The sequence below is a fragment of the Ralstonia mojiangensis genome, assembly GCF_023955645.1.
In the GTDB taxonomy this organism is placed as follows: domain Bacteria; phylum Pseudomonadota; class Gammaproteobacteria; order Burkholderiales; family Burkholderiaceae; genus Ralstonia; species Ralstonia mojiangensis.
Map to the genome: position 1 here is coordinate 414172 of NZ_JAMXHU010000002.1, position 25023 is coordinate 439194.

The window sequence follows — 25023 nt, forward strand, 5'->3', positions numbered from 1 at the left end:
TGGATTTCGGGGTGGCGCTACGGGCGCGCAACGCCAAACTGGATCGGATGCAGCGTCCGCCTGCGGGCCTCGTCGCAGACGGACAGCACGCAGGCGAGCACCTTGCGCGTATCGCGCGGATCGATCACGCCGTCGTCCAGCAATCGGCCCGAAACGGTGAACGCATCGGACTGCCGCTCGAACGTGTCGATCACCTTGGCGCGCATCGCTTCGATGGCTTCGTGGTCGACGGTCTGCGTCTTGCGTTGCATGCTTGCGGCCATGACCGTCGCCATCGTGCCGGCGGCCTGCTCGGCGCCCATCACGGCCGTCTTGGCATTGGGCCAGCTGAAGCAGAAATCCGGAAAGAAGCCACGCCCCGACATGCCGTAGTTGCCCGCCCCAAACGATGCGCCGCAATGCACGGTGATGCGCGGCACGGTTGCATTGGCCATGGCTTGGATCATCTTCGAGCCGTGCTTGATCATGCCGGCCTGCTCCGACGCCTTGCCGACGATGAAGCCGGTGGTGTTTTGCAGATACAGCAGCGGCGTAGCGGACTGGCAGCACGCTTGGATGAAATGCACCACCTTGGTGGCGCCCGCCGGGTCCAGCGGCCCGTTGTTCGTGATGACGCCGACGTGCATGCCGCAGATGGCCGCGTGCCCAGTGATCGTCGCGGGGCCGTAGTCTGGTTTGAACTCCAGAAAATCCGATCCATCGGCAATGCGGGCAATCACCTCGCGCATGTCGAGCGGTTTGCGATGATCGGTTAGCGCAATGCCGAGCAATTCCTCCGCATCAAAGCGCGGCGGCGCGTAGGGCCGATCCGCGGCCGGTACATCGCGGTTCCAGTCGAGCGCTGCAACAAGTTCGCGTGCGATCCGCAGTGCATCGGCATCGTCTTCAGCCAGGTATTCGGCCAGGCCCGACGTGCTGGCATGCATCTGCGCGCCGCCCAGTTCTTCTTCGGTGGCGATCTCACCCGTGGCCGCTTTCAGCAGCGGCGGACCAGCGAGAAACGCGCGCGCGCGATCACGCACCATCACCACGTAGTCCGACAGACCTGGCATGTATGCGCCGCCCGCGGTGCTCGACCCGTGCACCACGCTGATCACCGGAATGCCCGCCGCCGACAGCCGCGCGAGCCAATAGAAACCGCTGCCGCCATGGATGAACGTCTCCACGCGATAGGTCAACAGGTTGGCGCCGGCCGATTCGACGAGGTGGATGAACGGCAGCTTCTGCTCCAGCGCAATGGCCTGCGCGCGCTGGAACTTCTCGATGCCCATCGGCTGCACAGCCCCGGCGTCGATGCCCGCATCGTCAACGATGATCATCGCGCGCACACCGCTCACCCACCCGATGCCCGCGATGAAACCGCCGCCAGGAATGGAGCGCGCTGGGTCTGTGTGGTCAAGGCAAAAACCCGCCAGCGTGGACAGCTCGAGAAACGGTGCTCCGGCGTCGAGCAGACGACCCAGCCGGTCACGTGGCAGCAGTTGCCCGCGCTGCTCGAAGCGCGCGCGCGAAGCTTCGGACTTGTCGCGTGTGCGGTCTTCCAGCGTGCGCAGCCGACCGACGAGCTCCGTGAGCGCGGCGTGATTCTGCTGGTACGCGTCGCTCTGCGGCACGATGCGCGATTCAAGCGCCGGCATTGCGGTCCTCCTCGCCTTGCAGCACCTTGGGCGTCACGGCCAGGTGGAAACCGTTGAACGGTTCAGCGCCATGACGCAGTGCCGGCATGGGCGACCCGGGCCGCACGTTCGGCCGGCCGCCGTCCACGCGCAACGTCGTGCCGGTGATGAACGCCGCGGCTTCCGAGAGCAGATACACGATCGCGGACGACACTTCCGCCTCGGTGGCAAAGCGCCCAAGCGGCACGGTCGAAGGCATGCTGCGGATGGTCTCGGCCATCCACGGCGGATACGCATCCATGCCCGACGACGCCACGTAGCCCGGCGCCACCGCGTTCACGCGCACGCCGTACTGCGCCCACTCGAACGCGGCCGTCTCCGTCAAGTTCACCATGCCTGCCCGCGCGGCGCCGGAGTGACCCATGTTCGGCATGCTGCCCCACATGTCGGCCACGATGTTGACGATGGCGCCGCCGCGCTGCTGCATCGCTTGATTGAGGCACTCGCGCGCCATCAGGAAGCCGCCAGTTAGATTGGTCTGCAGCACCGCTTCCCAGCCCTTGGCGGAGATGTCCTTGAGCGGCGCCGGAAACTGCCCGCCCGCGTTGTTGACCAGCCCGTCGATGCGGCCATGCTCGCCGTAGATTTGCGCGACGGTGGCTTGCGCGGCAGCCTCGTCGCGGATGTTGCAAACGTAGGTGTGCGCGGTGCCGCCGGCTTCGACAATCTCCGTGCGCACGGCGGCGAGCTTCTCGGCATTGCGCCCCACCAACGCGACCGCCGCCCCCAGCGACGCCAACTCATGCGCCGTGCACCGGCCAATGCCGCTGCCGCCACCCGTCACCACGGCCACCTGCCCCTGGAACAGTCCCGGTCGAAAGACTGAGCGATACATGGTTCTCTCCCTGAATGCGCGCGTTAGGCCCTTAGGCCCAGCCGAGCTGGCGCGCGGCAAGGTCGCTGAGGACTTCCTCCGCGCCGCCGCCGATCATGTAGACCTTCACTTCCCGATAGATGCGCTCTGACTTCGTGCCGCGCATGAAACCCATGCCACCAAGCAGCTGCACGGCCGTGTCGGCGCAGAACTGCAGGCTCTGCGTGGCGAAGTTCTTCAACATGCACAGCTGCGCGACCGGTGAATCGCCGGCCTGCATGCGGTGCATCAGGTCTTCAAGCAATGCGCGGGTGGCTTCGATGCGCGTGGCCATCGCCACCAGCTTCTGCCGCACGACTTGATGCTGCACGAGGCGCTTGCCGAAGGTTTCGCGCTGGGTGGCCCATTCCACGGCTTCGGTCAGACACGTGCGCGCCAGGCCGTAGGCCTGCATCGCCAGCGCGAGGCGTTCGTGGTTGAAGTTGCGCATCACCAGCTCGAAGCCGCGGTTTTCCGCGCCGAGCAGGTTGGTGACCGGCACGCGGCAATCATCGAAATGCAGTTGCGCAGTGTCGGAGCACCACCAGCCCATCTTGCTGAGCGGCGTGCGCGTCAGGCCCGGCGTATTGCCTTCCACCAGCAGCACAGAGATACCTCCGGCACCGGCCCCGCCCGTGCGCACGGCCACGGTGATGTAATCGGCGCGCATGCCGGAGGTGATGAAGATCTTGCTGCCGTTGACGACGTAGTGATCGCCGTCGCGCACCGCGCGTGTGGTGAGGTTGGCCACGTCCGAGCCGCCCGAAGGCTCCGTGATGGCGAGCGCGCTGATCTTCTCGCCCGCCAGGATTTCGGGCAGCACACGCGCCTTCAATTCTGCCGATCCGCCAGCCACGATGGGCGGCGCGCCGATCGTGTGGCTGAACAGCGATGCGAGCAGACCGCCGCTGGCCGCTCGCGTCAGCTCTTCGATCATCGCCAGTTCCAGAAACAAATCGCCCGGCGTGCCGCCGTGTTCCTCGGGGAAACCGATGCCGAGCAAGCCAAGGTCGGCCGCTTCGCGGTACAGCGCACGCGGAAACGTCTCGGCCTCTTCCCACGCGTCGATGTTTGGCATCACGGCCTTGTCGACAAAGCGACGAACGGTCTCACGAAACGTTTCGTGATCGGCGTCGAAGCGGGCAGACGGCAGCAGACCTGAGAGCATGATCGCCTCGTCAATCAAGAATGGTCGACCGGCACACGCACCGGCATCGTCAGCAGCACCTGCGCCATGCCCTTGCCGAGCGGGTCGTTGCGCAGCGACGCCATGCCGCCACCGCCCAGCGCCTGCTCGCACACAAAATTGAGGGCGTGGATGCCGGGCAGGTCGTAGCGCGTTACACGCCCCTTCACGACGTGCGCGAGGTACGCGGCGACGGCGTCTTCCGTCAATTGCGCGCGCAGCAGCGGCAGGTCTTCAGGCCGACGCGCGATGACGCCGATATTGGACGTGTCGCCCTTGTCGCCGCTGCGCGCGTAGGCGAGGTCGATGAGGGGCACTTCGCGCGTTGGGCCAGGGGGCAATGCAACGGAGGCCTGCGCCGCAGCGGACGGTTCAAGCGCGGCGCCACCCGTCGGCACGGCGATGTCGATGCTGTCGCCACCCAGCAGCGTCACGCGCGCCTGCACGCGCGCCTTGTCGATCAGAAAAGCGTATTGCTTGATGGCAGGCACCACGCTTGGCCGCCCACCTGCGCCTGTCGTGCCCGGTGCCCACGACGTGCCGGCCGGGGCGATTTCGCGCGCGAACAACTCCAATGCCTGCTTGTTCGGGTGCGTCACCGCCAGCCACATCACCGATTCAAATCGCGGCACGTTCGGCTGATGCGGCCCGAACAGATACGCCGAACCGAGCGTCTCGATATGCGTTGCGCTGTAATCCGGCAGACCGAGTTGGCGGAACAGGCCGCGCGTGCGCTCCAGAATCGCCTCGGCGGTGCGGCGCGCCTTCCGATCGGCGTCGATACCGACAACGGTGAGCTGGCCCGTCGCACGATAGCCGTCAGCATACGTTGCGCTCACCTTGTAATCGGGCGTGGGCGCAAGGCCGCGTGCGCCGCGCACTTCGACGCCATGCTCGCCGGCCTGCGTCATCGTCACCTGCGTGAAATCGCAAACGACGTCGGGCAGCACGTAGCGCGCGGGGTCGCCGATTTCGTAGAGCAGCTGTTCGCCCACGGTCGCAGGCGTCACCAGCCCGCCCGTGCCGTCAGGCTTGGTAACGATGAAGCTGCCGTCGGCCCGGCATTCGGCGATCGGGTAGCCGCTGTGCGCCCAGTCGGGCACGGCTTCCCAATCGGTATGCAGGCCGCCCGCACCCTGGCAGCCGCATTCAAGGATGTGCCCGGCGAGGCTGCCGGCCGCGAGTCGATCGTAGTCGTCGATCGCCCAGCCGAAGTGGTGCATCAACGCGCCAAGCGTGACGGCGCTGTCGACACATCGCCCTGTGATGACGACCTGCGCGCCCGCATCGAGCGCCGCCTTGATCGGCAATGCGCCGAGATACGCATTGGCGCTTACCACCTTGTCTGGCAAGGGGCGACCGCTTTGCAATTCGCGTACACCTTCGTCGCGCAAGGCGGGCAGCAGCGGCATGACGTCGTCGCCTTCCACAACGGCAATGCGCACGCTGACGCCCAGCTCAGCGGCCAAGGCTTGCAGCGCCGCCGCGCATCCGCGCGGATTCACGCCGCCCGCGTTGGCGATGATGCGGATGTTCTGCGCCAGCGCATCCTTGAGCACCGCGCGCATCGCCACGCTCACAAAGTCGGTGGCGTAACCCAACTCGGGGTTTTTCATGCGGGCGCTGGCCAGCAGCGACATGGTCAGCTCGGCCAGGTAATCGAAGACGAGGAAGTCGATGCGGCCGGAGGCCACCAGCTGCAGCGGCCCCGTCACGCTGTCGCCCCAGAAACCGCTGGCCCCGCCGATGGAAATGGTGTCCTTGCGCATGTCAGCGGCCCGTCCAGTTGGGCGCGCGCTTTTCGCGAAAGGCGGCCTGGCCTTCCTGCGCGTCTTCGGTCAAGGCAAACAGGCCGATCTGGCTTTCGGTAAACGCCATGGCCTGCTCGAAGCTGAGCGATTCCACCTGCTTGAGCGTGTACAGGCCGCGCCGAATGGCCGCCGGCGATTTGTCCAGCAGCCGTGCAAGCAACGCGTCGACGGCCCCATCAAGCGCTTCAGGCTCGGCGACTTCGTTGACGAGGCCCGCGGCGAGTGCGCGGTCTGCGCTCATCGGCTCGCCCGTCAGGCACAGCTCGTTCAGCACGCGGCGCGGCAACTGGTGCTGCAGCACGGCCAGCACCTGGGCGGGGAACACGCCGACTTTTACCTCCGGCAAGCCGAACGTGGCGCTGCGGCTTGCCACCGCCAGATCGCACATCGCCAGCAAACCCATGCCGCCCGCCATGCACGCGCCGTTCACGCGGGCGATGAGCGGCACGGTGCAGCGGCGCGCCTGGCGAAACAGATCTGCCAGGGCCTGATGCGGCTGGGAATAGTCGAAGCGAAAGGATTGGCCGGTGTGCAGATCGGCACCCGCACAAAAGGCGCGCGTGCCGGCGCCGGTCAGCACCACGGCCCGCACGGCGACGTCACGGCCGGCGTCGACCAGCGCGGCAGTCAGCGCTTCGAGCACGGTGGCGTTGATCGCGTTGCGGCGGTCTTCGCGCTGAATGGTCAACCACAGCGCCTGGCCGCGCCGCTCGATGAGGAGTTCCGGGTCCGTGCTCACGCGACGCTCGCCTTGTAAGGGAATTCGGTTGGACAACCTGCCCGACAATACTAAATCATTTGCTTGAAAAAATGGAAGCGTTTAGGCATCGAGGCTCTCAACAATTTTCCACAGCGGCCCGGGAACGTCATAACCCCCTGATTTATATGACGATCCCACTGCGACCGTAAGCAATTCGCCAGCTGGCGCGTTGACTCGTTCACATGCAAACGATAACAATTCTCATTTACAACAAACATGTGACGAAAACTTTCAGGGGAGTATCACCACGCCATGTCCGCAGCACAGATCGAACACAAGCGCACCGAACATTCGGTCGTGGGATATCTGACCGGCGCAATGAGCTTCGCCGTGGCTTCAGCACCGGCGCTGGCCGACACGAAGAAAGACGCCGTATCGGCCACCCTGCCCGAGCAGACCGTGACCGGCACCCACGGCTTCAAGAGCGATGCGGCCTCGGGCGGCAAATTCACCGCGCCGCTGCTCGATACGCCCAAGTCCGTCACGGTGATCCCCGCAGAGGTGTTGCAGGGCACCGGCTCCGTCACGCTCACCGAGGCGCTGCGTACGGTGCCGGGCATCGCGTTTGGCGCGGGCGAAGGCGGCAATCCGGTGGGCGATCGCCCGTTCATCCGCGGCTACGACGCGCAGGCCAGCACCTTCCTCGATGGGCTGCGCGACATCGGTGCACAATCGCGCGAGATGTTCAACGTGGAATCGGTGGAAGTCATCAAGGGGCCGTCTGGCGCGTATGAAGGCCGCGGCGCGGCCGGCGGGGCGATCAACATCGTCTCGAAGACGCCCAAGCTCGAGCACTTCACCGAGGGCACGCTGTCGGTCGGCAACGCGGCGTACAAACGTGTCACGGCCGACGGCAATTACCAGATCGGCGAGCACGCCGCCTTCCGCCTGAACGCGATGGCGCACGACGCCGCCGTTGCCGGCCGCGACGTGACGAGCTTCAGCCGCTGGGGCATCGCACCGTCCATCGCCTTTGGGCTGGGCACGCCCACGCGCGCCACGCTGTCGTACTACCACCTGCAATCGAACGACACGCCTGACACGGGCATTCCGTACAACAACGGCACGTTCAACCGCCGCACCGATGGCCGCCCGCAGCTGTTCGGCCCCGGCGATGGCGCACCCGTGAATGTCGACCGCAATATCTACTACGGCCTGTCGCGCGACTTCCGCCGCGACCGCGCTGACATGGGCACCTTCACGCTGGAGCACGACGTGTCGAGCGCGCTGAAGCTGCGCAACACCACGCGCATCGCCCGCACGAGCCAGGACACCATCTGGACGCAGCCCGACGACAGCCAGGGCAACATCTACTACGGCATGGTCTGGCGACGCACCAATTCGCGCTATTCGGTGGCCAACACCGTCGCCAACCAGACGGAAGCGACCGGCAAGTTCGACACCGGCGGCCTCAGGCACAGCTATGCGGCCGGCCTGGAGTTCTCGCGCGAGCGCAGCCGCAATGACACATACGCGGTGGCCACCGGCAGCAACCGCTGCCCGAACGGCGTCGGCGCGGCCGGCGGCTACAACTGCACCGATCTCTTCAACCCGAACCCGAACGACCCCTGGGCGGGCAGCATCAAGCTCAACAACAATCCAGCAAAGACGACGGTGAGCACGCAATCCGCCTACGTGTTCGACACGATCGAGCTGTCGCCGCGCTGGCAGGTCAACGGCGGGCTGCGCTTTGATCGCTATTCGGCATCGGCCACCACGTCGGCCAATGCGCAAGGCGTGCGTTCGAGCTTCTCGCGAGACGACAACCTGCTGAACTACCAGCTCGGCCTCGTTTTCAAGCCTGCGCAGAACGGCAGCATCTACGTGGCGTACGGCACGTCTTCCACGCCATCGGGCTCGGTGGCCGGCCAGGGTGCCGATACCAGCGCGCTGACGCCGGACCGCTCGGGCAATCGCGGCGACGTGCTGTCCCCGGAAAAGAACCGCGCCTACGAGCTCGGCACCAAGTGGAACGTGCTGGACAGCAAGCTTGCGCTGACGGCCGCTGTCTTCCGCATTGAAACGACGAACGCCCGCATCGTGCAGCAGGACGGCACCGCCGCCATGGCCGGCAACAAGCGCGTCGATGGCTTCGAGCTGGGCTGGTCGGGCGCGCTGACCAACCGCTGGCAGGTGTTCGGCGGTTACACGTATCTGAAGAGCGAGCTGCGCAACAATGGCGGCGCAGGTGCAGCCTTTGGCGGCACCAACGGAACGGCCTTCCCCAACACGCCGAAGAACAGCTTCAGCTTGTGGACGACGTATCAGCCGATGCCGAAACTCACGCTGGGCGGCGGCGCGTATTACGTCTCGAAGGTGTGGGGCAGCACCAACCCTGCCAACCCGAAGTGGGTGCCGGCGTATTGGCGCTTTGATGCCATGGCCGCGTACCGCATCGACAAGCACACCACCCTGCAGCTGAACGTGCAGAACGTGTTCGACAAGGTGTACTTCAACCAGGCGTATGCAGCGCATTACGCATCGCTGGCGCCGGGTCGCACGGCCATCCTGACGTTGGGCATCCGCTACTGATGCCGGCTGACGCTGCAGCCACCGCTGCCGATGCGGCGGTGGTCGATGCGATCCACGCCGTGCTGACCGGCCCCGCTGAACGCGCCGCGCGCTGGCTGGCGGCTGCCGCCCGGCGCGGGCACACCGAAGCGCAGGCCATCTTCGGCCAATGGCTGCTCGATGGCCGCGGTGTCGAACACGATCCGGCCGAAGCGCTGTTCTGGTTCAAGACGGCCGCGCTATCGGGCCACGCCATGGCCGCCAACATGCTCGGTCGCTGCTACGAGCACGGCTGGGGCGCGCCCGCCTGCGACAAAACGGCTACGCACTGGTACGCCCGCGCCGCCGCTGCTGGCCTCGATTGGGGCCAGTACAACTATGCGACGAGCCTGCAACTCGGCCGGGGCGTCCCGGCTGATCGCACACGCGCGTTCGCACTTTTCCAGGCTGCAGCCGCCCAAGGCCACGCCAAGTCAATCAACGTTGTCGGCGGCTTCTATGAAGACGGCTGGGAAGTCGAGGCTGACACGGCGATGGCCCTGCGCTGCTACCTGCGCGCCGCGGAGGGCGGTGACTTTCGCGGCCAGTTCAACGCCGCGCGGCTGCTCGCATTCGCCAACCGCGCAGACGACGCCCTCACCTGGATGCACGCCGTGCCGCGCACTGCCACACCAGCCTTCCTCGCGAAGGCGCATGACTTTCTTGCCGGCCATCCCGATGCGCGCCTGCGCGTGCTGGCCACCGCGCTGGAAACCGAACCATCATGTTGCTGAAGATTCCCAACGTCCTGACCAAGGAACAGGTTGCGCGGTGCCGCGCCATCATCGATGCCGCCGAGTGGGTGGACGGCAAGGTCACCGCCGGCGCGCAGTCGGGCCAGGTGAAGCACAACATGCAGTTGCCCGAAGACTCGGCGGCTGCGCGCGAGGTTGGCACCTTCATCCAGGATGCGCTTTCGGCGAATACGCTGTTCTTCTCCGCCGCGTTGCCGCTCAAGGTGTTCCCGCCGCTGTTCAATCGCTACGCGGGCGGGCAGACCTTCGGCAACCACGTCGACAACGCCGTGCGCCACCTGCGCGGCACCGATTTCCGCATCCGCAGCGACCTCTCCTGCACGCTGTTCCTGGCCGAGCCTGAAGACTACGGCGGCGGCGAACTCGTGATCGACGACACCTTCGGCGAACACCGCGTCAAGCTTGCGGCGGGCGACATGGTGCTCTACCCCAGCAGCAGCCTGCACCGCGTGACGCCGGTGACGCGCGGCGCTCGCGTCTGCTCATTCTTCTGGCTGCAGAGCATAGTGCGCGGCGACGCGCATCGCACGCTGCTGTTCCAGATGGATACGGAATTGCAGCGGCTGATGGGATTGCTGGGGCAGGACGATCCGTCCGTAATTGCGCTGACGGGGACGTATCACAACCTGCTGCGCGAGTGGGCCGACGCCTAGGCGGCTGCCTCAGGCAAAGTACGCCCGCATCTCCTTGAGCAGCGCTTCCGGCGCCTCTTCCGGCACGTAGTGGCCGCACGGCACCGTGCCGCCGCTCACGTCGTCCGCCACGGCACTCCACAGTTCCAGCGGCTTGAAGCAGCGTTGGATCACGCCATGCTCACCCCACAGCACACGCAGCGGCACGCTCACGCGCTTGCCTGCGTCGCGGTCGGCGCGATCATGTTCAAGGTCGATGGTGGCGGCGGCGCGATAGTCCTCGCACATGGCGTGCACGCTGGCGGGGTCGCGCATGGCGGCAGCGTAGGTCGCCATTGCTTCCGGGGCGAACGGTTCGAGCCCCGCGTGGCGCAGGCCCATCAGCTTGCCGATGTAGAAATCGGGCGTGGCGTTGATGAGCGTCTCGGGAAACGGCGACGGCTGGATCAGGAAGAACCAATGCCAGTAGGCAGATGCAAACGCCATGTCGGTGTGCTCGTACATCGCCAGCGTGGGCGCGATGTCGAGCAGCATGGCGCGCTCGACGTGCAAGGGGTGATCGACACATAGGCGATGCGCCACGCGCGCCCCGCGATCATGCGCGCACAGCCGAAAGCGGCCGAAGCCGAGCGCGCGCATCACCTCCACCTGGTCCTGCGCCATGGTGCGCTTGCTGTATTCGGCGTGCCGGGCGCTACCGGCCGGCTTGGACGAGGCGCCATAGCCGCGCAGATCTGTCGCGACGACGGTGTAATCCTGCGCCAGCTCCTGCGCAACTTTGTGCCAGATCACATGGCTTTGCGGATGACCGTGCAGCAACAGCAGCGGTGGACCGCTCCCGCCGATCACCCCCGCGATCTCCACCCCGTTGACCACCTGGCGGAACGGACGAAAGCCGGGAAACAGCGCGGCGTCTGCAGCAGCGGTGGCGGCATCGATGGAAAGCGGCGTGGTCATGCAAGTCTCCGATGATCAGTCGTGGGTGAAGTGATGCGTGGCGAATGCTCCGCATGCTAGCGCACAGCGGGCACGCGCGTTGCGGAACCGTCTACTGCCGTTCCTTCTTTCGATTCCCCCTGACTAGGAGTTCGCCATGACCCCATTGCATGACATGCGCATCGCCATTCTCGTCGACGACCTGTTCGAGCAGGCCGAGCTGGCCAGCCCCAAGCAGGCGCTGGAAGGCGCCGGTGCCACGGTCAGCATCATCGCGCCGAAGGGCCCAAGCGTGACGGGCCTGCACCACGCCACCAAGGGCGACACCTTCAAGGTGGACCTGACGCTGGATCGGGCCAAGGCTGACGACTTCGATGGGCTGGTGCTGCCCGGCGGGGTATTCAACGCCGACGCACTGCGCGTCGTGCCGGCCGCGCAGGCCTTTGTGAAAGCGTTCGAGCGGGCGCAAAAGCCGATCGCCGTGATCTGCCACGGTCCGTGGCTGATGGTGTCTGCTGGCCTAGTGCGCGGGCGCACGTTGACGAGCTGGCCGACCCTGCAGGACGACATCCGCAATGCCGGCGGCATGTGGGTGGACCGCGAAGTGGTGACCGACCGCAACTGGGTCAGCAGCCGCAAACCCGACGACCTGCCCGCCTTCAACCGCGCTTTCATCGAACTGCTGACGCAGCACGCCCATGTCTGAGCCCGGCGGGTAGACGGCGCACGGCGGGGTGCGGGATCGTTCCTATAATCGAACGACGTGTTCTGCCCTGTCGTGCCGGTTTGCCCAACCAGGAGACGCCATGCCCGCCGCCAAGCACCTCCCGCCCATGCTGCAGCATCTGACGCTGCCCGTGATCGGTTCGCCCATGTTCATCGTCAGCTATCCGGAGTTGGTGCTGGCGCAATGCAAGGCCGGCATCGTTGGAGCGTTTCCCGCGCTCAATGCGCGCCCAGCCGAGGTGCTGGACGACTGGCTCACGCAGATGAACGAGGATCTGGCGGCGTACCGCACCGCGCATCCGCAAGAAGTGGTTGGGCCGATCGCCGTCAATCAAATCGTGCACCACTCGAACGCGCGGCTGGAGCAGGACGTGGCCACCTGCGTCAAACACAAGGTGCCGATCTTCATCACCTCGCTGCGCGCGCCGGTCAAGGAAATCCTGGATGCCGTGCATAGCTACGGCGGCATCGTTCTGCACGACGTGATCAATTTGCGCCATGCCGAAAAGGCGCTGGAAGCCGGTGTCGACGGCCTGATCTTGGTGGCAGCGGGTGCGGGTGGGCATGCCGGCACGCTGTCGCCGTTTGCGCTGGTGGGTGAGGTGCGGCGCATCTTCGACGGGCCGATCGCGCTGTCGGGCGCCATTGCCACAGGCGATGCCATCCTGGCCGCGCAGGCCATGGGCGCGGACCTCGCCTACATCGGCACACGTTTTATCGCCAGTCAGGAGGCCCACGCCGCCGAAAGCTATAAGCAAGCCATCTTGCGCGCAGCCGCATCGGACATCGTCTACACCAACCTTTTTACGGGCGTGCACGGCAACTACATCCGCGAAAGCATCGAACTCGCAGGCCTGGACCCGGCCGCCTTGCCCGAGGCCGACAAATCCAAGATGAACTTTGGCGATGGCAGCTCGCGCGCCAAGGCCTGGAAAGACATCTGGGGTGCCGGCCAGGGTGTCGGGCAGATTGCCGATCTGCCGCCCGCAGCCGAAATCGTGGCGCGCCTGAAGGCCGAATATGACGCAGCCAAGTTGCGTCTTGCACTGCACCTGCGCCTCTAGACTCTGCCCGCCCCACAACTAGGCGTGCATGCCCCACTGCACTTGAATTGACTTGCGCTGGCCGCGCTTCTACATTCCAAAGATTCAAGATACGACATGCGCGGAGCCAGGGGATCGGCTACCGCCTAAGCGTATGCGCAAGCATCCTTGGGGGGATGTCCGACAGGCGTCTGCTTTCCTGTTGCGCGCACCGACGACAAAAGGAGAACAAGATGACGCACTGCCCTGCGCCCGCGCGCCCGCTTACCAAGCTGGCGGCCGTGGCGCTGAGCGTGGCGGCCTCGGCGCTTACCCTGAGCCTGACCGGCTGCTCCACCCAGAACGCCGCGACCACGGCCCCCATCGAACAGCGTCTGCCGCAGCCGAACGAAGCGCTCGTGCGCGCGGCCTATGTCTACGCGTTTCCGTTGATGGTGTCCGACGCGCTGGTGCAGACGACGTCTGCGCTGGCGCCTGCCGGTACGTTCATGCACCAGCGCACGCTAGACGACGAAGCCCTGCCCACCGGCGTGCGCGCCCGCGTGGACGTGCTCGCCAGCAGCGCGTTCGTCGATTTGCGTAACGGCCCGGTCGTCCTGAGCCTGCCCGACGCCGGGCGCCGACACCTCTGGGTGGCGCTGCACGACGGGTGGAACGACGTGTTCGAATCGCTCGGCAACCGCACCACCGGGGCACGTGCCGCGCACTACGCCATCACGCCGCCGGGTTGGGAGGGCACGCTGCCCACGGGCGTCAAGCAGATTGCCGCGCCGACCAGCCTCGTCTGGGTGGTGGCACGGACACAAGTGGCCGGCCCGCGCGACCTGACCGCCGCACGCCGCGTACAGGACCGCTACCGCATCACCCCGCTGGAGGCCTTCAGCAAGAGCACCCTGCGCGAGGCCGAAGCCGAAACCAAGGTCAACACGGACAAGGCCACCGACCTCGACGTCAGCCTGGATGCCGCGCGCCGCCGTGTCACCGCGCTGGATGCGAACAGCTACTTCACGCGCTTTGCTGAACTGCTCAAGGACAATCCGCCGCACGCGGCCGACTCCACGATGCTGCAATCGCTGCGTGATCTGGGCATCGTGCCTGGTGCGCCGTTCGACGCCAAAGCCGTGAGCGCCGCCAACCTGAAGGTGATGGAGGGTGGGGTGGCCGCCGCGCGCGAAACGCTGGCGCTGGCCGTCAAGCAGCCGCCCGTCACGCAGAATGGCTGGTTCATCCCGCGCATGGTCGGCGCGTACGGGCTGGATTACGCGCAGCGCGCCATCGTGGCGTGGAACGGCGGCGGCACCGACCTGCCGCAGGACATGCTCATCGCCACCGCCACGACCGACGCAAACGGCATGGTGCTGGACAGCACGCACCGCTACGTCCTGCATTTCGAGCGCAACCAACTCCCGCCCGAGAATGCCGGCTGGGCCGTCGCCGCCTTGTCCGCGGCTGGGCAACCGCGCCGCGCATCCGAACGCCCGGGCCTGCGCAACGTGCTGAGCGAAGCCGATCGCCCACGCCTGAACCGCGATGGCTCGCTCGACATCCTGATCCAGCGCGCTCCGCCCAAGGGCATGCGCAACAATTGGCTGCCGCCGCCCACCGGCCCGTTCCTGCTGCGCATGCAACTGACCTGGCCCAAGGAAGCGGCGCTCGATGCATCGTGGCTGCCGCCCGCCGTACAGCGCCGCGACACCCCAACCCAATAACCGCCGAGCCCGATCGCGCGACCCGGCCTCGGCCACACGCACCACGAGCTTGCCGAAGTTGCGTCCTTCGAGCAGGCCGATGAACGCGGCTGGGGCGTTCTCCAGCCCCGCGTCAACGCGATGGTCTCTGTCGTCTGGGCATGGCACGGCCCAGAGCAAGGCTCTTCGGGCCACGCCTCAATTTCCAGTTTACTAGATATAAATTTCCATTAAACTGGATGCCATGGACATCCACCAACGTATTGCCCAGCGCCTGCGCGAACTGCGCGACGCCCAGGGCCTCTCGCTCGACGCGCTGGCAGAACGCAGCCAGGTCAGCCGCTCGGCCATCTCCCTGATCGAGCGCGGCCAGAGCAGCCCGACCGCAGCGGTGCTGGATCGGCTCAGCTCCGCGCTGGGAGTGACGCTTGCCTCGCTGTTCGAAGACAGTGCAGCGCCGGCCGTGGAGCCTTCGCCGGTATCACGCGCGGCGGAGCAGCCGGAGTGGACCGACCCCGCCTCCGGTTACGTGCGCCGCAACCTGTCGCCCGCGGCGCGTTCGCCCTTGCAGCTTGTTGAGGTGCACTTTCCGCCCGGCGAGCGCGTGGCCTACGACACCGGCGCGCGCGATGCCGAAATCCACCAGCAGGTGTGGATCATCGAAGGCACGATGGAAATGACCGTGGGCGATGCTCACTGGCGCCTCAATGCCGGCGATTGCCTGACCATGCGGCTGGACTGCCCGATCGTCTATCACAACCCCACGCGGCGGCCGGCCCGCTACCTCGTCGCACTGACAACCGTGTCCGCTGCCCACTGGAGGCCCTGATGATCGAAACCCTGACCATCCGGCGCGTGGGCGCCAACGAGGCAAGCGCGTACGTCGACGCGTTGGCCGATGTGCTGATCGATTGCGTGGAAGGCGGCGCGTCGGTGAGCTTCATGTGGCCGCTGTCTCGCGACAAGGCGCAGGCGTTCTGGCGCAACGTTGCCGAAGGCGTGGCGCGCGGCGAGCGCGCCCTGCTGATTGCCGAAGATGCGGCGGGCGACATCCTGGGCACCGTGCAACTGGTGCTCGCGCAGCCGGAAAACCAGCCGCACCGCGCAGACGTCGCCAAGATGCTCGTGCACCGCCGCGCGCGTAGGAAGGGCGTGGCGCAGCGGTTGATGGCCGCCATCGAAGAGGAAGCGCGCACCGAGGGCAAGACGGTACTCGTGCTCGACACCGTGACGGGCGGCGATGCCGAGCGGCTATACGCACGCGCAGGCTGGCAGCGCGTGGGCGTGGTGCCCAACTACGCCCTGATGCCCGACGGCGCGCTCTGCGGGACGACGTTCTTCTGCAAGCAGTTGAGCGCCGCAGATTAAATCGTCAACGTGCCGCGGCCGATTTCGATCACGCGGCCACCGACGTGGATCGTGCCGTCGGCATCCACACGCAGCGTCAGGTGGCAGGGGCGACCCACTGCAGCGCCCTGCTCGATGCGGTAGCTTGTCGGCAAGGCATGGCCCGTCGCGCGCAGCCAGCCGCCCAGGTTGGCACACGCCGAGCCGGTGCCCGGGTCCTCCCACAGGCCGGTGCCGTACTCGAAGAAGAAGCGCGAAACCACCGGATCGCTGCTGCCGGGCGCGGGCATGGTGAAAACGTAGGCGTTGCGCCCGTCATTGCGGCTGCGCGGCCAGGCATCGAAGGCTGAAGGGTCGGGCCGGGCGCGCTCCACATCGGCGCGCGTCTTGACCGGCACCATCAGTTGCTCGATGCCTGCGTCGACCCACAGCGGCGGGCCTGCCAGCGCATCGGCATCCAACCCCAGCATGCCGGCGATGGCCGGGTCCGCCTCGCGCGTGCTGAGAGCACCGGAGCGCGGCGGCACGAGCGACCACCCCTCGTCCTGCGCCGTCAGCGACACGATGCCCGACTGGCAACGCAGCGTCAGTTCATTGCCCGGGCCATACAGCTCGCGCACCACCTGCGCGGTCCCCAGCGATGGGTGACCGGCAAACGGCATCTCGTAATCGGGCGTGAAGATGCGGAAACGCGCCGTGGCGCCATCCGTGTCGTCGGGGAAGATGAAGGTGATCTCGGACAGGTTGAACTGGCGTCCGATGGCCTGCATCGTGGCGTCGTCCAGGCCTCGCCCGTCTTCAAAGACGGCGAGCTGGTTGCCGCCGAACGTGGATTCGGCAAAGACGTTGAGCAGGCGGAAGGCGTAGCGCGGCATGATGGCGTCCGGAGTGTGGGGAAGAAAAAAGCGGTGTGGCGATACGTCATCATCGACGCATCCCCACACCGCCTCCATGCACACTTGCGGACAGTTCGCGCGAATCCGGCCTGACAGTTGGCGGACAGCGCGAATGCCGTGAAAGATCGCCGCTGACTTACTTGCGATAGTCGTACACGCCGCGGCCGGTCTTGCGGCCCAGGTAGCCGGCGGCCACCATTTCGCGCATCAGCATGGCCGGGCGGTACTTCGGGTCAGCAAACTCGGTGTACAGCACTTCCATCACGGCGAGCATGGTGTCCAGGCCGATCATGTCGGCCAGCGCCAGCGGCCCGATCGGGTGGTTGCAGCCGAGCTTCATGCCTTCATCGATCTCTTCCGGCGAGGCCAGACCCTCGCCCAGCACGCAGAACGCCTCGTTGATCATCGGGCACAGGATGCGGTTGACGACAAAACCCGGGCTGTTCTTGACCGTGATGGGCGTCTTGCCGAGCTGCTTGGCCAGCGCTTCCACCGCCGCATGCGTGGCATCGCTCGTCTGCAGGCCTCGGATGACTTCCACCAGCGCCATCATCGGCACCGGGTTGAAGAAGTGCATGCCGATGAAGCGGCTTGCGTCTTGCAGCACGGCGGCCAGCTTGGTAATCGAGATCGACGAGGTGTTCGACGCCACGATCGCGTGCGGCGCGGCGGCAGCTTCGAGCTGCTTGAGAATCTTCACCTTCAGGTCGAAGTTCTCGGTGGCGGCCTCGATGACGAGGTCGGCGCGCTTGAGGTCGTCGTACGAAGTCGAGCCCTGAATGCGTGCGAGCGCGGCAGCCTTGTCGGCTTCGGTCAGCTTTTCCTTCTTGATGAGGCGGTCCAGGCTGCCGGCCACCGTGGCAATGCCTTTCTGCACGGCGGCATCGCTGATGTCCACCATCACCACATCCAGCCCAACCACGGCGCACGCTTGCGCAATGCCGTTGCCCATTGTTCCGGCACCGACGATGCCGACGACTTGAATTGCCATGAACTGCTCCTCGTTTGGTATTGGAATGCGAGATGAAATGAAACAGATTGCAGAGGATAAACGACGCGGCGATGCACAGAAAAGCCTTGCTGACGGTAACGTCACATTCCACCGGATCGCCGTATGATGGCCGGCGTCGCGCCGCTCTTTCCTCTCAGGCGCAAGGACGCTGGAAATGGACCGTTTTCTCAGTATTGAAGCCTTCGTGCGCGTGGCAGAAACGCGCAGCTTTGCCGAGGCCGCACGCCAGTTGGGCGTGACCAACTCGGTGGTCACCAACCGCGTGCAGCAACTGGAGCGCTTTATTGAAGCGCCGCTGTTTCACCGCAGCACCCGGCACGTGCGCTTGTCCGAAGTGGGCGAGACCTACTACAAGCAATGCGCCGAAGCCGTCTGCATGCTGACGGACCTCACCGACCAGATGCGCGGCCTGCGTGCCACGCCCGCCGGCAAATTGCGCATCCGCATGCTGCCGGGTTACGCGCTCAGCCATTTTGCCGAGCCGCTGGCGAGGTTCGGTGCGCAGTACCCCGATATCCAGCTCGACGTGGTGGTCGACGACAGCGTGGTCGACCCGATTGCCGAGGGGTTCGACGTGGTGTTCCAGATTTTCCCGCCCATCAACGATTCGCTGATCGAGCGGCGCCTGTTTCCGCTGCGGCGCATGTTCTGCGCCACACCCGCGTACGTGGAGGAATACGGCATGCCGCAGCAACCCGCCGATCTGCTGCAGCATTCGCTGGCGCTGTACTCCGGTTACCCGACGCGCAAGCGCTGGGAGTTCTCGCGCAACGGCGAAACCCTGCCCGCGATGGACCTGCCCGAGCAGGTGCGCTCCAACTCCGTGCATCTGCTGCGCGACTACGCTCTCGCCAGCGCCGGCATCGCCTGCCTGCCCACCCTCGTCATCAGCGACGATCTGGTCGCCGGCCGCCTCGTGCCCGTGCTGGCCGACTACGACCTCACACCGCTGCACTTCTCGGCCGTGTATCCGGCGACGCAGCGCCAGGCAGTCAAGGTGTGCGCACTGATCGATTGTCTTACCAGCCACCATGCCGGCGAGCTGGCTTGGGACAAGCCCTTGCTCGAGCGCGGCTGGATCCGCTGACGTCCGCTGACGGCCACGCGCGTCGAATCCCACGACCGGCGCGCGTGTCCAGGGTACCGACGGCATGTTTCGGGAAGTCGCGACGATTGTTCGGCAATCGCAAAAACTGCACTCGCCGATTGGGGCGTTGCGCCCGGAACGCAACTTCCTATCATGGATGGGCCGTTGATCGCGCCGCGCCGATGCGGCGTCAGGTCTGCAGCATCCCCCCTCGCATCTCCTATCGGAAACTGGATACGGCCATGAATCCCAAGCTGGAAGTCCTTACCCCGCAGAACTGTCAACTGATCTTCATCGACCACCAGCCGCAAATGGCCTTCGGCGTGCAGTCGATCGATCGCCAGGTCCTGAAGAACAACACCGTCGGCCTTGCCAAGGCTGCGAAGATCTTCAACATCCCCACCACCATTACCACCGTCGAGTCGCAGAGCTTTTCGGGCTACACCTATCCCGAGCTGCTCGATGTGTTTCCGGATCAGCAACTGCTTGAACGCACCTCGATGAACTCCTGGGACGACCAGAAGGTGCGCGATGCCCTGGCAAAGAACAACCGCAAGAAGGTGGTTGTCTCCGGCTTGTGGACGGAAGTGTGCAACTGCACCTTCGCGCTGTCGGCCATGCACGATGCCGACTACGAGATCTACATGGTCGCCGACGCATCCGGCGGCACCTCGAAGGAGGCGCACGACTACGCCATGCAGCGCATGATCCAGGCCGGCGTGGTGCCCGTGACGTGGCAACAGGTGCTGCTGGAATGGCAGCGTGACTGGGCCCACCGCGACACGTATGACGCCGTCATGAAGCTGGTGAAGGAGCACTCCGGCGCCTACGGCATGGGCGTGGACTATGCCTACACGATGGTGCACAAGGCCCCGCAACGCACGGCCACGCCGCACGAGGCGCTGGCACCCGTGGCGGCCAACTGATCGCGCTGCCCCATACAAAAGAAGACGCTGCACCAGCCGGGCGACGCATGCGCAATCGCATGTGCCGCCCTGTCGCCCATTCAATCAGCCACCACCCTCTCTCTCATTCCCATGCAAACGATTACCACCCAAGACGGTACGCGCATCTTTTACAAGGACTGGGGCAGCGGCAAGCCCGTCGTCTTCTCACACGGCTGGCCGCTCAATGCCGACGCGTGGGACGCGCAGATGCTGTTTCTCGTGCAGAAGGGTTTTCGTGTCATCGCGCATGACCGGCGCGGCCATGGCCGTTCCGACCAGCCGTCGCAAGGCAACGACATGGATACCTACGCCGATGACCTGGCTGCGCTGCTCGACGCGCTCGACATCCAGGGCGCCACGCTGGTGGGCCACTCCACAGGCGGTGGAGAAGTCGCGCACTACATCGGCCGGCATGGCACCAAGCGTGTCGCCCGCGCCGTGCTGATCGGCGCGGTGCCGCCCATCATGCTCAAGACGGCCTCCAATCCGAATGGCTTGCCGATGGACGTGTTCGACGGCATCCGCAAGGGTGTGACCGACAACCGCTCGCAGTTCTACCGCGATCTCGCCACGCCGTTCTTCGGCTTCAACCGGCCGGGCGCGAAGGTCTCGCAGGGCACCATCGATGCCTTCTGGGCGCAGGGCATGACGGGCGGCATTCACGGCCAGTATTTGTGCATCAAGGAATTCTCGGAGGTCGACTACACCGAAGACCTGAAGAAGATCGACGTGCCGGTGCTGTTCCTGCATGGCGACGATGACCAGATCGTGCCGATCGACGATTCGGCCAAGCTGGGCGTGGAGCTGGTGAAGAACGGCACGCTCAAGGTCTATCCGGGCGGCTCGCACGGCATGTGCGTGACCGAGGCGGACAAGGTCAACGCGGACCTGCTGGCCTTCCTCAGCACCTGATCGGCACGGGCGGCGCCGTTTGCTGGCGCCGCCCTTGGCATCCTGGAGCCTTCCTCGTGAAGCCCTACCTCATCTCCATTGGCGTCGGCATGCTGGTCGGCGTGATTTATGCGCTGCTGCACGTCCGGTCACCCGCGCCACCGGCAATTGCGCTGGTCGGGCTGCTCGGCATGCTGATCGGCGAACAGGTCGTGCCGGCTGCGCAGCGCCTGTTGGCCGGCGAGCCGATCACCATGGCGTGGTTCCGCCACGAGTGCGTGCCGAAGATCAACGGCGCACCGCCCCAGGTGCCACCCGCGGCGCAACCAACAGACCTGGCCGCCACTGGCGGCTCCGGCAGCACCGGCGGCACCACGCCGCGCAACCCGAGCTGACGCCATGACACGCCTTTCGCTCGAACCCTCGCACGCTGCGGCCCCTGCCGATACCGCCCCGAACGTTGCACTTCATGCCGGCCTGCTGTTCCTGCGCGTCACCGGCAGCGCCCTGCTGATTGCCGTGCATGGGTTGCCCAAGGTGCTGCACTACAGCCAAGAGCTCACGCGCATTGAAGACCCGTTCCACATGGGCGCCGCACCCACGCTGCTCCTCGCCATCCTGTCGGAAACGCTGTGTCCGTTGCTGATTGCGCTCGGCGTGCTCACGCGGCTGGCATGTCTGCCCATCATCGCCACGTTGCTGGTGGCCATGCTGGTGGTGCATCCGGACTGGTCGCTTGCCGATGGACAGTTCGGATGGATGCTGCTGATCATCTTCACCACCGTCCTGATTGCCGGACCCGGACGTTTTTCGATCTTCCCCAAATACTGACGCAATGACCGCCGACCTCATCCTGCACAACGGCCGCATCCACACGGTCGACCGCGAACGCCCCACCGCGAGCGCCATTGCCGTGCGTGACGGCCGCTTTGTTGCCGTGGGCGACGACGCCGCCGTGATGGCCCAGCGCGGCGCCTCCACGCAGGTCATCGACCTGCGCGGGCGCACCGTCATCCCCGGCCTGAACGATTCGCACCTGCACCTGATTCGGGGCGGGCTGAACTACAACCTCGAGTTGCGCTGGGAAGGCGTGCCATCCCTGGCCGACGCGATGCGCATGCTCAAGGAGCAAGCTGCGCGCACGCCGTCGCCGCAATGGGTGCGCGTGGTGGGCGGGTGGACGGAATTCCAGTTTGCCGAGCGCCGCATGCCCACGCTGGAAGAGCTGAACCAGGCCGCGCCCGACACGCCCGTGTTCGTGCTGCACCTGTACGACCGCGCGTTGCTCAACCGCGCGGCGCTGCGCCAGGTCGGCTACACCAAGGACACGCCGAACCCGCCGGGCGGCGAGATCCAGCGCGACGCGTCCGGCGAGCCCACCGGCATGCTGATCGCCAAGCCCAACGCGATGATCCTGTACGCGACGCTCGCCAAGGGGCCGAAGCTGCCACCGGAATACCAGGTCAACTCCACGCGCCAGTTCATGCGCGAGCTGAACCGCCTGGGCGTGACGAGTGCCATCGACGCAGGCGGGGGCTTTCAGAACTACCCGGACGACTACGAAGTCATCCGCGAGCTATCCGCGCAGAACCAGCTCACCATCCGCATCGCGTACAACCTCTTCACGCAGAAGCCGAAAGAGGAGCTGGCCGACTTCAAGAACTGGACCGGCAGCGTGCAATACCGCCAGGGCGATGATTTCTTCCGCCACAACGGCGCGGGCGAAATGCTCGTCTTCTCCGCGGCCGACTTTGAAGACTTCCTGCAACCGCGCCCCGACCTGCCCGAGACGATGGAGCAGGAGCTGGAAACCGTGGTGCGCCACCTCGTCGCGCAGCGCTGGCCGTTCCGGCTGCACGCGACCTACGACGAATCGATCTCGCGCATGCTCGATGTGTTCGAGCGCGTGAACCGCGACATTCCGTTCAACGGCCTGCCGTGGTTCTTCGACCATGCGGAGACGATTTCCCCGAAGAACATCGAGCGCGTGCGCGCACTGGGCGGCGGCATCGCCATTCAGGACCGCATGGCCTTCCAGGGCGAATACTTTGTCGACCGCTACGGCGCAGCCGCTGCCGAGCAGACACCGCCCATCAAGCGCATGCTGGCCGAAGGCGTGCCCGTGGGCGCCGGCACCGACGCCACGCGCGTGTCGAGCTACAACCCGTGGACGTCGCTGTACTGGCTGGCGAGCGGGCGCACGGTGGGCGGCATGGCGCTGTATCCGGAGGGGCTGCCGCGCGAAGTGGCGCTGGAGCTGTACACGCACGGCAGCGCGTGGTTCTCGGCAGACCAGGGCAACAAGGGGCAGATCAAGGTCGGGCAACTCGCTGATCTGGCAGCGTTGTCGGCCGATTTCTTCAGCGTGCCCGAGGCCGATATCAAGACCATCGAATCGGTGCTAACGGTGGTGGGCGGTCGCATCGTCTACGGGGCAGCGGAGTTTGCCGAGTTCGGCCCGCCGCCCATTCCGGTGCTGCCGGAGTGGTCGCCCGTGGCGCGCGTGCCCGGGCACTGGCGGCCTGCTGCGCCCATGCAGCAGCAGGTGCATCAGTGCGTCGGTTCATGTTCGGTGCACGGCCACGCGCACCAGAAAGCGCGCACGGCTAATGTGCCGACCACCGACTTCCGCGGTTTCTGGGGCGCCTTCGGGTGTTCGTGCTTTGCCTTCTGAAACGGTAACGACGGCGACGTCCGCGCCAGCGTCGGCACGTTTCCTGATCGCACAGGGAACGCTGCTGGCGTTCGTCGCCGGCTATGTGGATGTGGTCGGCTTTGCGGCGTTGTTTGGACTATTCACCGCGCATGTCACCGGCAACTTCGTGATGATCGGCCTGGAGCTGGCGGGCTCCGGACAAGGCGTGCTCGCCAAGCTGCTGGCGCTGCCGATGTTCGTGGTGGCCGTGGCGGCGACCAAACTCGCCGTGACGGCGCTCACGCGGCGCGGTGTGGCGCCGCTGCGGCCGCTGCTGCTTGTGCAGGCCGTTCTGCTGCTGGCCTTCATGGCGGCGGGGCTGCTGGCGCTGCCGATTCAATCGGCCGATGCACCGGCCACGATCGTTGTCGGGCTGATCGGCGTCGCGGCGATGGGCGTACAGAACGCCAAGGCGCGCATCGTGCTGTCGGAGCACGCACCCACCACGATCATGACCGGCAACACGACGCAGATCGTGATTGACGTGGTGGAACTGCTGTCGCCAGGTGGTACGCAGAAAGATGTTGCACGCACGCGATTGCGCAAGATGGTGCCGCCGCTTGCCGGCTTTGCCGTCGGGGCGGTGCTCGGCGCGCTGGCGTTTGCAACGCTGTCGTTCTGGTGTGTGTTACCGCCCGCGGGCATCCTCGTGACCCTGGCCGTCATGCAGCGCTAGGCCAGCGCCCCGTCAGACCTTGACGCGGCGAAACAGCTTGGAGAAATCGATCGACTCCACCTGCCGGGGCTCAAGCTCCAGCGCAGCGATGTATTCGCCTAGGTGTTCGCCCATCAGCCGCGCGGCGCGCTCGCCGTCGCGGCGCTCCACCGCATCGAGAATGGCCAGGTGTTCGTCGTGGCCGCAACTCGGCCGCGCGGGGGATTCATAGAGCCCGATCAGCAGCGAGGTGCGTGCCACCAGCGTGCGCAGCATCGCCGTGATGATGGGGTTGCCATTCGCCTCGGCCAGTTGGATATGGAAGTCGCCCGAGAGGCGGATCCAATCGCGCCAGTTGCCGGATTCACGGCTGGCGTGTTCGGCAGCCGCCAGTGCACGCAGCTCGGTGAGTTGCTCCGCCGTCGCGTGCTGCGCCAGTTCGCGTACCGAGCCGGTTTCCAGAATCAACCGCGCACCAAAGACCTGGCGAGCTTCCGTCGCGTCATGCACGGCAATCGTCGCGCCGCGGTTGGGCTGCAGCTCGACCACGCCCTCATGCGCCAGTTTCACCAGCACCCGGCGCAATGTCCCCCGCGTAATTCCAAAGGCCTTGCATAGCTGCGCCTCGACCAGACGGGTGCCGGGCGGCAGCTTCTGTTCGAGGATGGCGTCGTACACCGCGTCCGAAATGCGGGCGTCGACTTCGGCGTTGTTGCGGCGTGGCTGGGAGGTCGGAGGGGTCGTGGGCTCTGGCATCTCGCCATTCTAATCGAGCAAACACCGCTTGGATTGTGCACAAAACCGATGCCCAATCTGGCGGCGTTGGTGCGACACCCTCAAGAAACCTCCCCATGTTTTTGGCGTTCTTGCACCAGAA

At 65.9% G+C, this 25023-nt stretch carries 24 protein-coding genes; 15 read left to right on the forward strand and 9 right to left on the reverse strand.

Annotated elements, in window-relative coordinates; genetic code table 11:
- Positions 1–17: 17 nt before the first annotated feature.
- The 5 genes from NG898_RS08715 to NG898_RS08735 are packed head-to-tail and all read right to left on the reverse strand — an operon-like array spanning position 18 to position 6265.
- Positions 18–1637, reverse strand: coding sequence for an acyl-CoA carboxylase subunit beta (locus NG898_RS08715; protein WP_252691944.1), 1620 nt, complete (start codon positions 1635–1637; stop codon positions 18–20).
- Positions 1624–2511, reverse strand: a complete 888-nt coding sequence (locus NG898_RS08720; RefSeq protein ID WP_252691945.1) for an SDR family oxidoreductase — start codon at positions 2509–2511, stop codon at positions 1624–1626. The genes NG898_RS08715 and NG898_RS08720 overlap by 14 nt, the downstream gene beginning before the upstream one ends.
- A 31-nt stretch (positions 2512–2542) precedes the next feature.
- Positions 2543–3697 carry an acyl-CoA dehydrogenase family protein gene (locus NG898_RS08725; protein ID WP_252691946.1) on the reverse strand — a complete coding sequence of 385 codons (1155 nt, stop codon included), beginning with the start codon at positions 3695–3697 and terminating at the stop codon, positions 2543–2545.
- Positions 3698–3711: 14 nt separating this feature from the next.
- Positions 3712–5484: an acyclic terpene utilization AtuA family protein gene (locus NG898_RS08730; RefSeq protein ID WP_252691947.1), complete on the reverse strand. Its 1773-nt coding sequence runs from the start codon at positions 5482–5484 to the stop codon at positions 3712–3714.
- A gap of 1 nt (position 5485) precedes the next feature.
- On the reverse strand, positions 5486–6265 hold the full coding sequence (locus NG898_RS08735) for an enoyl-CoA hydratase/isomerase family protein (protein ID WP_252691948.1): 780 nt from the start codon (positions 6263–6265) through the stop codon (positions 5486–5488).
- A gap of 273 nt (positions 6266–6538) precedes the next feature.
- Here NG898_RS08735 and NG898_RS08740 point away from each other — a divergent pair, with 273 nt between their 5' ends.
- Genes NG898_RS08740 through NG898_RS08750 form a run of 3 tightly spaced genes read left to right on the forward strand, consistent with a single transcriptional unit; the run spans position 6539 to position 10244 of the window.
- Positions 6539–8818, forward strand: coding sequence for a TonB-dependent receptor (locus NG898_RS08740; protein WP_252691949.1), 2280 nt, complete (start codon positions 6539–6541; stop codon positions 8816–8818).
- Complete coding sequence (locus NG898_RS08745) at positions 8818–9570, forward strand: tetratricopeptide repeat protein (protein ID WP_252691950.1); 753 nt, start codon at positions 8818–8820, stop codon at positions 9568–9570. The genes NG898_RS08740 and NG898_RS08745 overlap by 1 nt, the downstream gene beginning before the upstream one ends.
- A complete protein-coding gene (locus NG898_RS08750; protein WP_252691951.1) occupies positions 9561–10244 on the forward strand; it encodes a Fe2+-dependent dioxygenase in 684 nt (227 codons plus the stop codon). The genes NG898_RS08745 and NG898_RS08750 overlap by 10 nt, the downstream gene beginning before the upstream one ends.
- A 9-nt stretch (positions 10245–10253) precedes the next feature.
- Here the strand turns inward: NG898_RS08750 and NG898_RS08755 are convergent, their stop codons facing one another.
- Positions 10254–11180 (reverse strand): alpha/beta fold hydrolase, encoded by a 927-nt coding sequence (locus NG898_RS08755; RefSeq protein ID WP_252691952.1) that lies wholly within the window; start codon positions 11178–11180, stop codon positions 10254–10256.
- A gap of 136 nt (positions 11181–11316) precedes the next feature.
- On the opposite strand from NG898_RS08755, the gene NG898_RS08760 reads away from it, so the two are divergent.
- The 5 genes from NG898_RS08760 (at position 11317) to NG898_RS08780 (ending at position 15984) form a co-directional block, all read left to right on the forward strand.
- Positions 11317–11865, forward strand: a complete 549-nt coding sequence (locus tag NG898_RS08760; protein ID WP_252691953.1) for a type 1 glutamine amidotransferase domain-containing protein — start codon at positions 11317–11319, stop codon at positions 11863–11865.
- A gap of 100 nt (positions 11866–11965) precedes the next feature.
- Positions 11966–12949 (forward strand): NAD(P)H-dependent flavin oxidoreductase, encoded by a 984-nt coding sequence (locus NG898_RS08765; protein ID WP_092973687.1) that lies wholly within the window; start codon positions 11966–11968, stop codon positions 12947–12949.
- 212 nt (positions 12950–13161) lie between these two features.
- Positions 13162–14637, forward strand: a complete 1476-nt coding sequence (locus tag NG898_RS08770; RefSeq protein WP_252691954.1) for a DUF1254 domain-containing protein — start codon at positions 13162–13164, stop codon at positions 14635–14637.
- A gap of 223 nt (positions 14638–14860) precedes the next feature.
- Positions 14861–15445 (forward strand): helix-turn-helix domain-containing protein, encoded by a 585-nt coding sequence (locus NG898_RS08775; protein WP_252691955.1) that lies wholly within the window; start codon positions 14861–14863, stop codon positions 15443–15445.
- On the forward strand, positions 15445–15984 hold the full coding sequence (locus NG898_RS08780; RefSeq protein ID WP_252691956.1) for a GNAT family N-acetyltransferase: 540 nt from the start codon (positions 15445–15447) through the stop codon (positions 15982–15984). The genes NG898_RS08775 and NG898_RS08780 overlap by 1 nt, the downstream gene beginning before the upstream one ends.
- Here the strand turns inward: NG898_RS08780 and NG898_RS08785 are convergent.
- Both NG898_RS08785 and NG898_RS08790 read right to left on the reverse strand, forming a co-directional pair.
- Positions 15981–16838, reverse strand: coding sequence for a PhzF family phenazine biosynthesis protein (locus NG898_RS08785; protein ID WP_252691957.1), 858 nt, complete (start codon positions 16836–16838; stop codon positions 15981–15983). The genes NG898_RS08780 and NG898_RS08785 overlap by 4 nt on opposite strands.
- Before the next feature lie 157 nt (positions 16839–16995).
- Entirely contained in the window at positions 16996–17850 is an 855-nt protein-coding gene (locus NG898_RS08790; RefSeq protein WP_232041709.1) for a 3-hydroxybutyryl-CoA dehydrogenase, read from the reverse strand.
- Between the two features lie 175 nt (positions 17851–18025).
- Between NG898_RS08790 and NG898_RS08795 the strand changes: the two genes are divergently transcribed.
- The 7 genes from NG898_RS08795 to NG898_RS08825 all read left to right on the forward strand — a co-directional run bounded on the left by NG898_RS08795 (position 18026) and on the right by NG898_RS08825 (position 24167).
- On the forward strand, positions 18026–18958 hold the full coding sequence (locus NG898_RS08795; RefSeq protein WP_252691958.1) for a LysR family transcriptional regulator: 933 nt from the start codon (positions 18026–18028) through the stop codon (positions 18956–18958).
- A 242-nt stretch (positions 18959–19200) separates the two neighbouring features.
- Positions 19201–19884, forward strand: coding sequence for a hydrolase (locus tag NG898_RS08800; protein ID WP_252691959.1), 684 nt, complete (start codon positions 19201–19203; stop codon positions 19882–19884).
- Between the two features lie 111 nt (positions 19885–19995).
- Positions 19996–20817, forward strand: a complete 822-nt coding sequence (locus tag NG898_RS08805; protein ID WP_252691960.1) for an alpha/beta fold hydrolase — start codon at positions 19996–19998, stop codon at positions 20815–20817.
- Between the two features lie 56 nt (positions 20818–20873).
- Positions 20874–21191 carry a XapX domain-containing protein gene (locus tag NG898_RS08810; RefSeq protein ID WP_252691961.1) on the forward strand — a complete coding sequence of 106 codons (318 nt, stop codon included), beginning with the start codon at positions 20874–20876 and terminating at the stop codon, positions 21189–21191.
- 4 nt (positions 21192–21195) lie between these two features.
- Positions 21196–21627: a DoxX family protein gene (locus NG898_RS08815; RefSeq protein WP_252691962.1), complete on the forward strand. Its 432-nt coding sequence runs from the start codon at positions 21196–21198 to the stop codon at positions 21625–21627.
- A 4-nt stretch (positions 21628–21631) separates the two neighbouring features.
- Positions 21632–23470 (forward strand): amidohydrolase, encoded by a 1839-nt coding sequence (locus NG898_RS08820; RefSeq protein WP_252691963.1) that lies wholly within the window; start codon positions 21632–21634, stop codon positions 23468–23470.
- Positions 23406–24167, forward strand: coding sequence for a YoaK family protein (locus NG898_RS08825; RefSeq protein WP_420803687.1), 762 nt, complete (start codon positions 23406–23408; stop codon positions 24165–24167). Before NG898_RS08820 ends, NG898_RS08825 begins: the two co-directional genes overlap by 65 nt.
- Before the next feature lie 12 nt (positions 24168–24179).
- Here NG898_RS08825 and NG898_RS08830 read toward each other — a convergent pair whose 3' ends face one another.
- Positions 24180–24902: a GntR family transcriptional regulator gene (locus NG898_RS08830; RefSeq protein WP_252691965.1), complete on the reverse strand. Its 723-nt coding sequence runs from the start codon at positions 24900–24902 to the stop codon at positions 24180–24182.
- Positions 24903–25023: the final 121 nt, after the last annotated feature.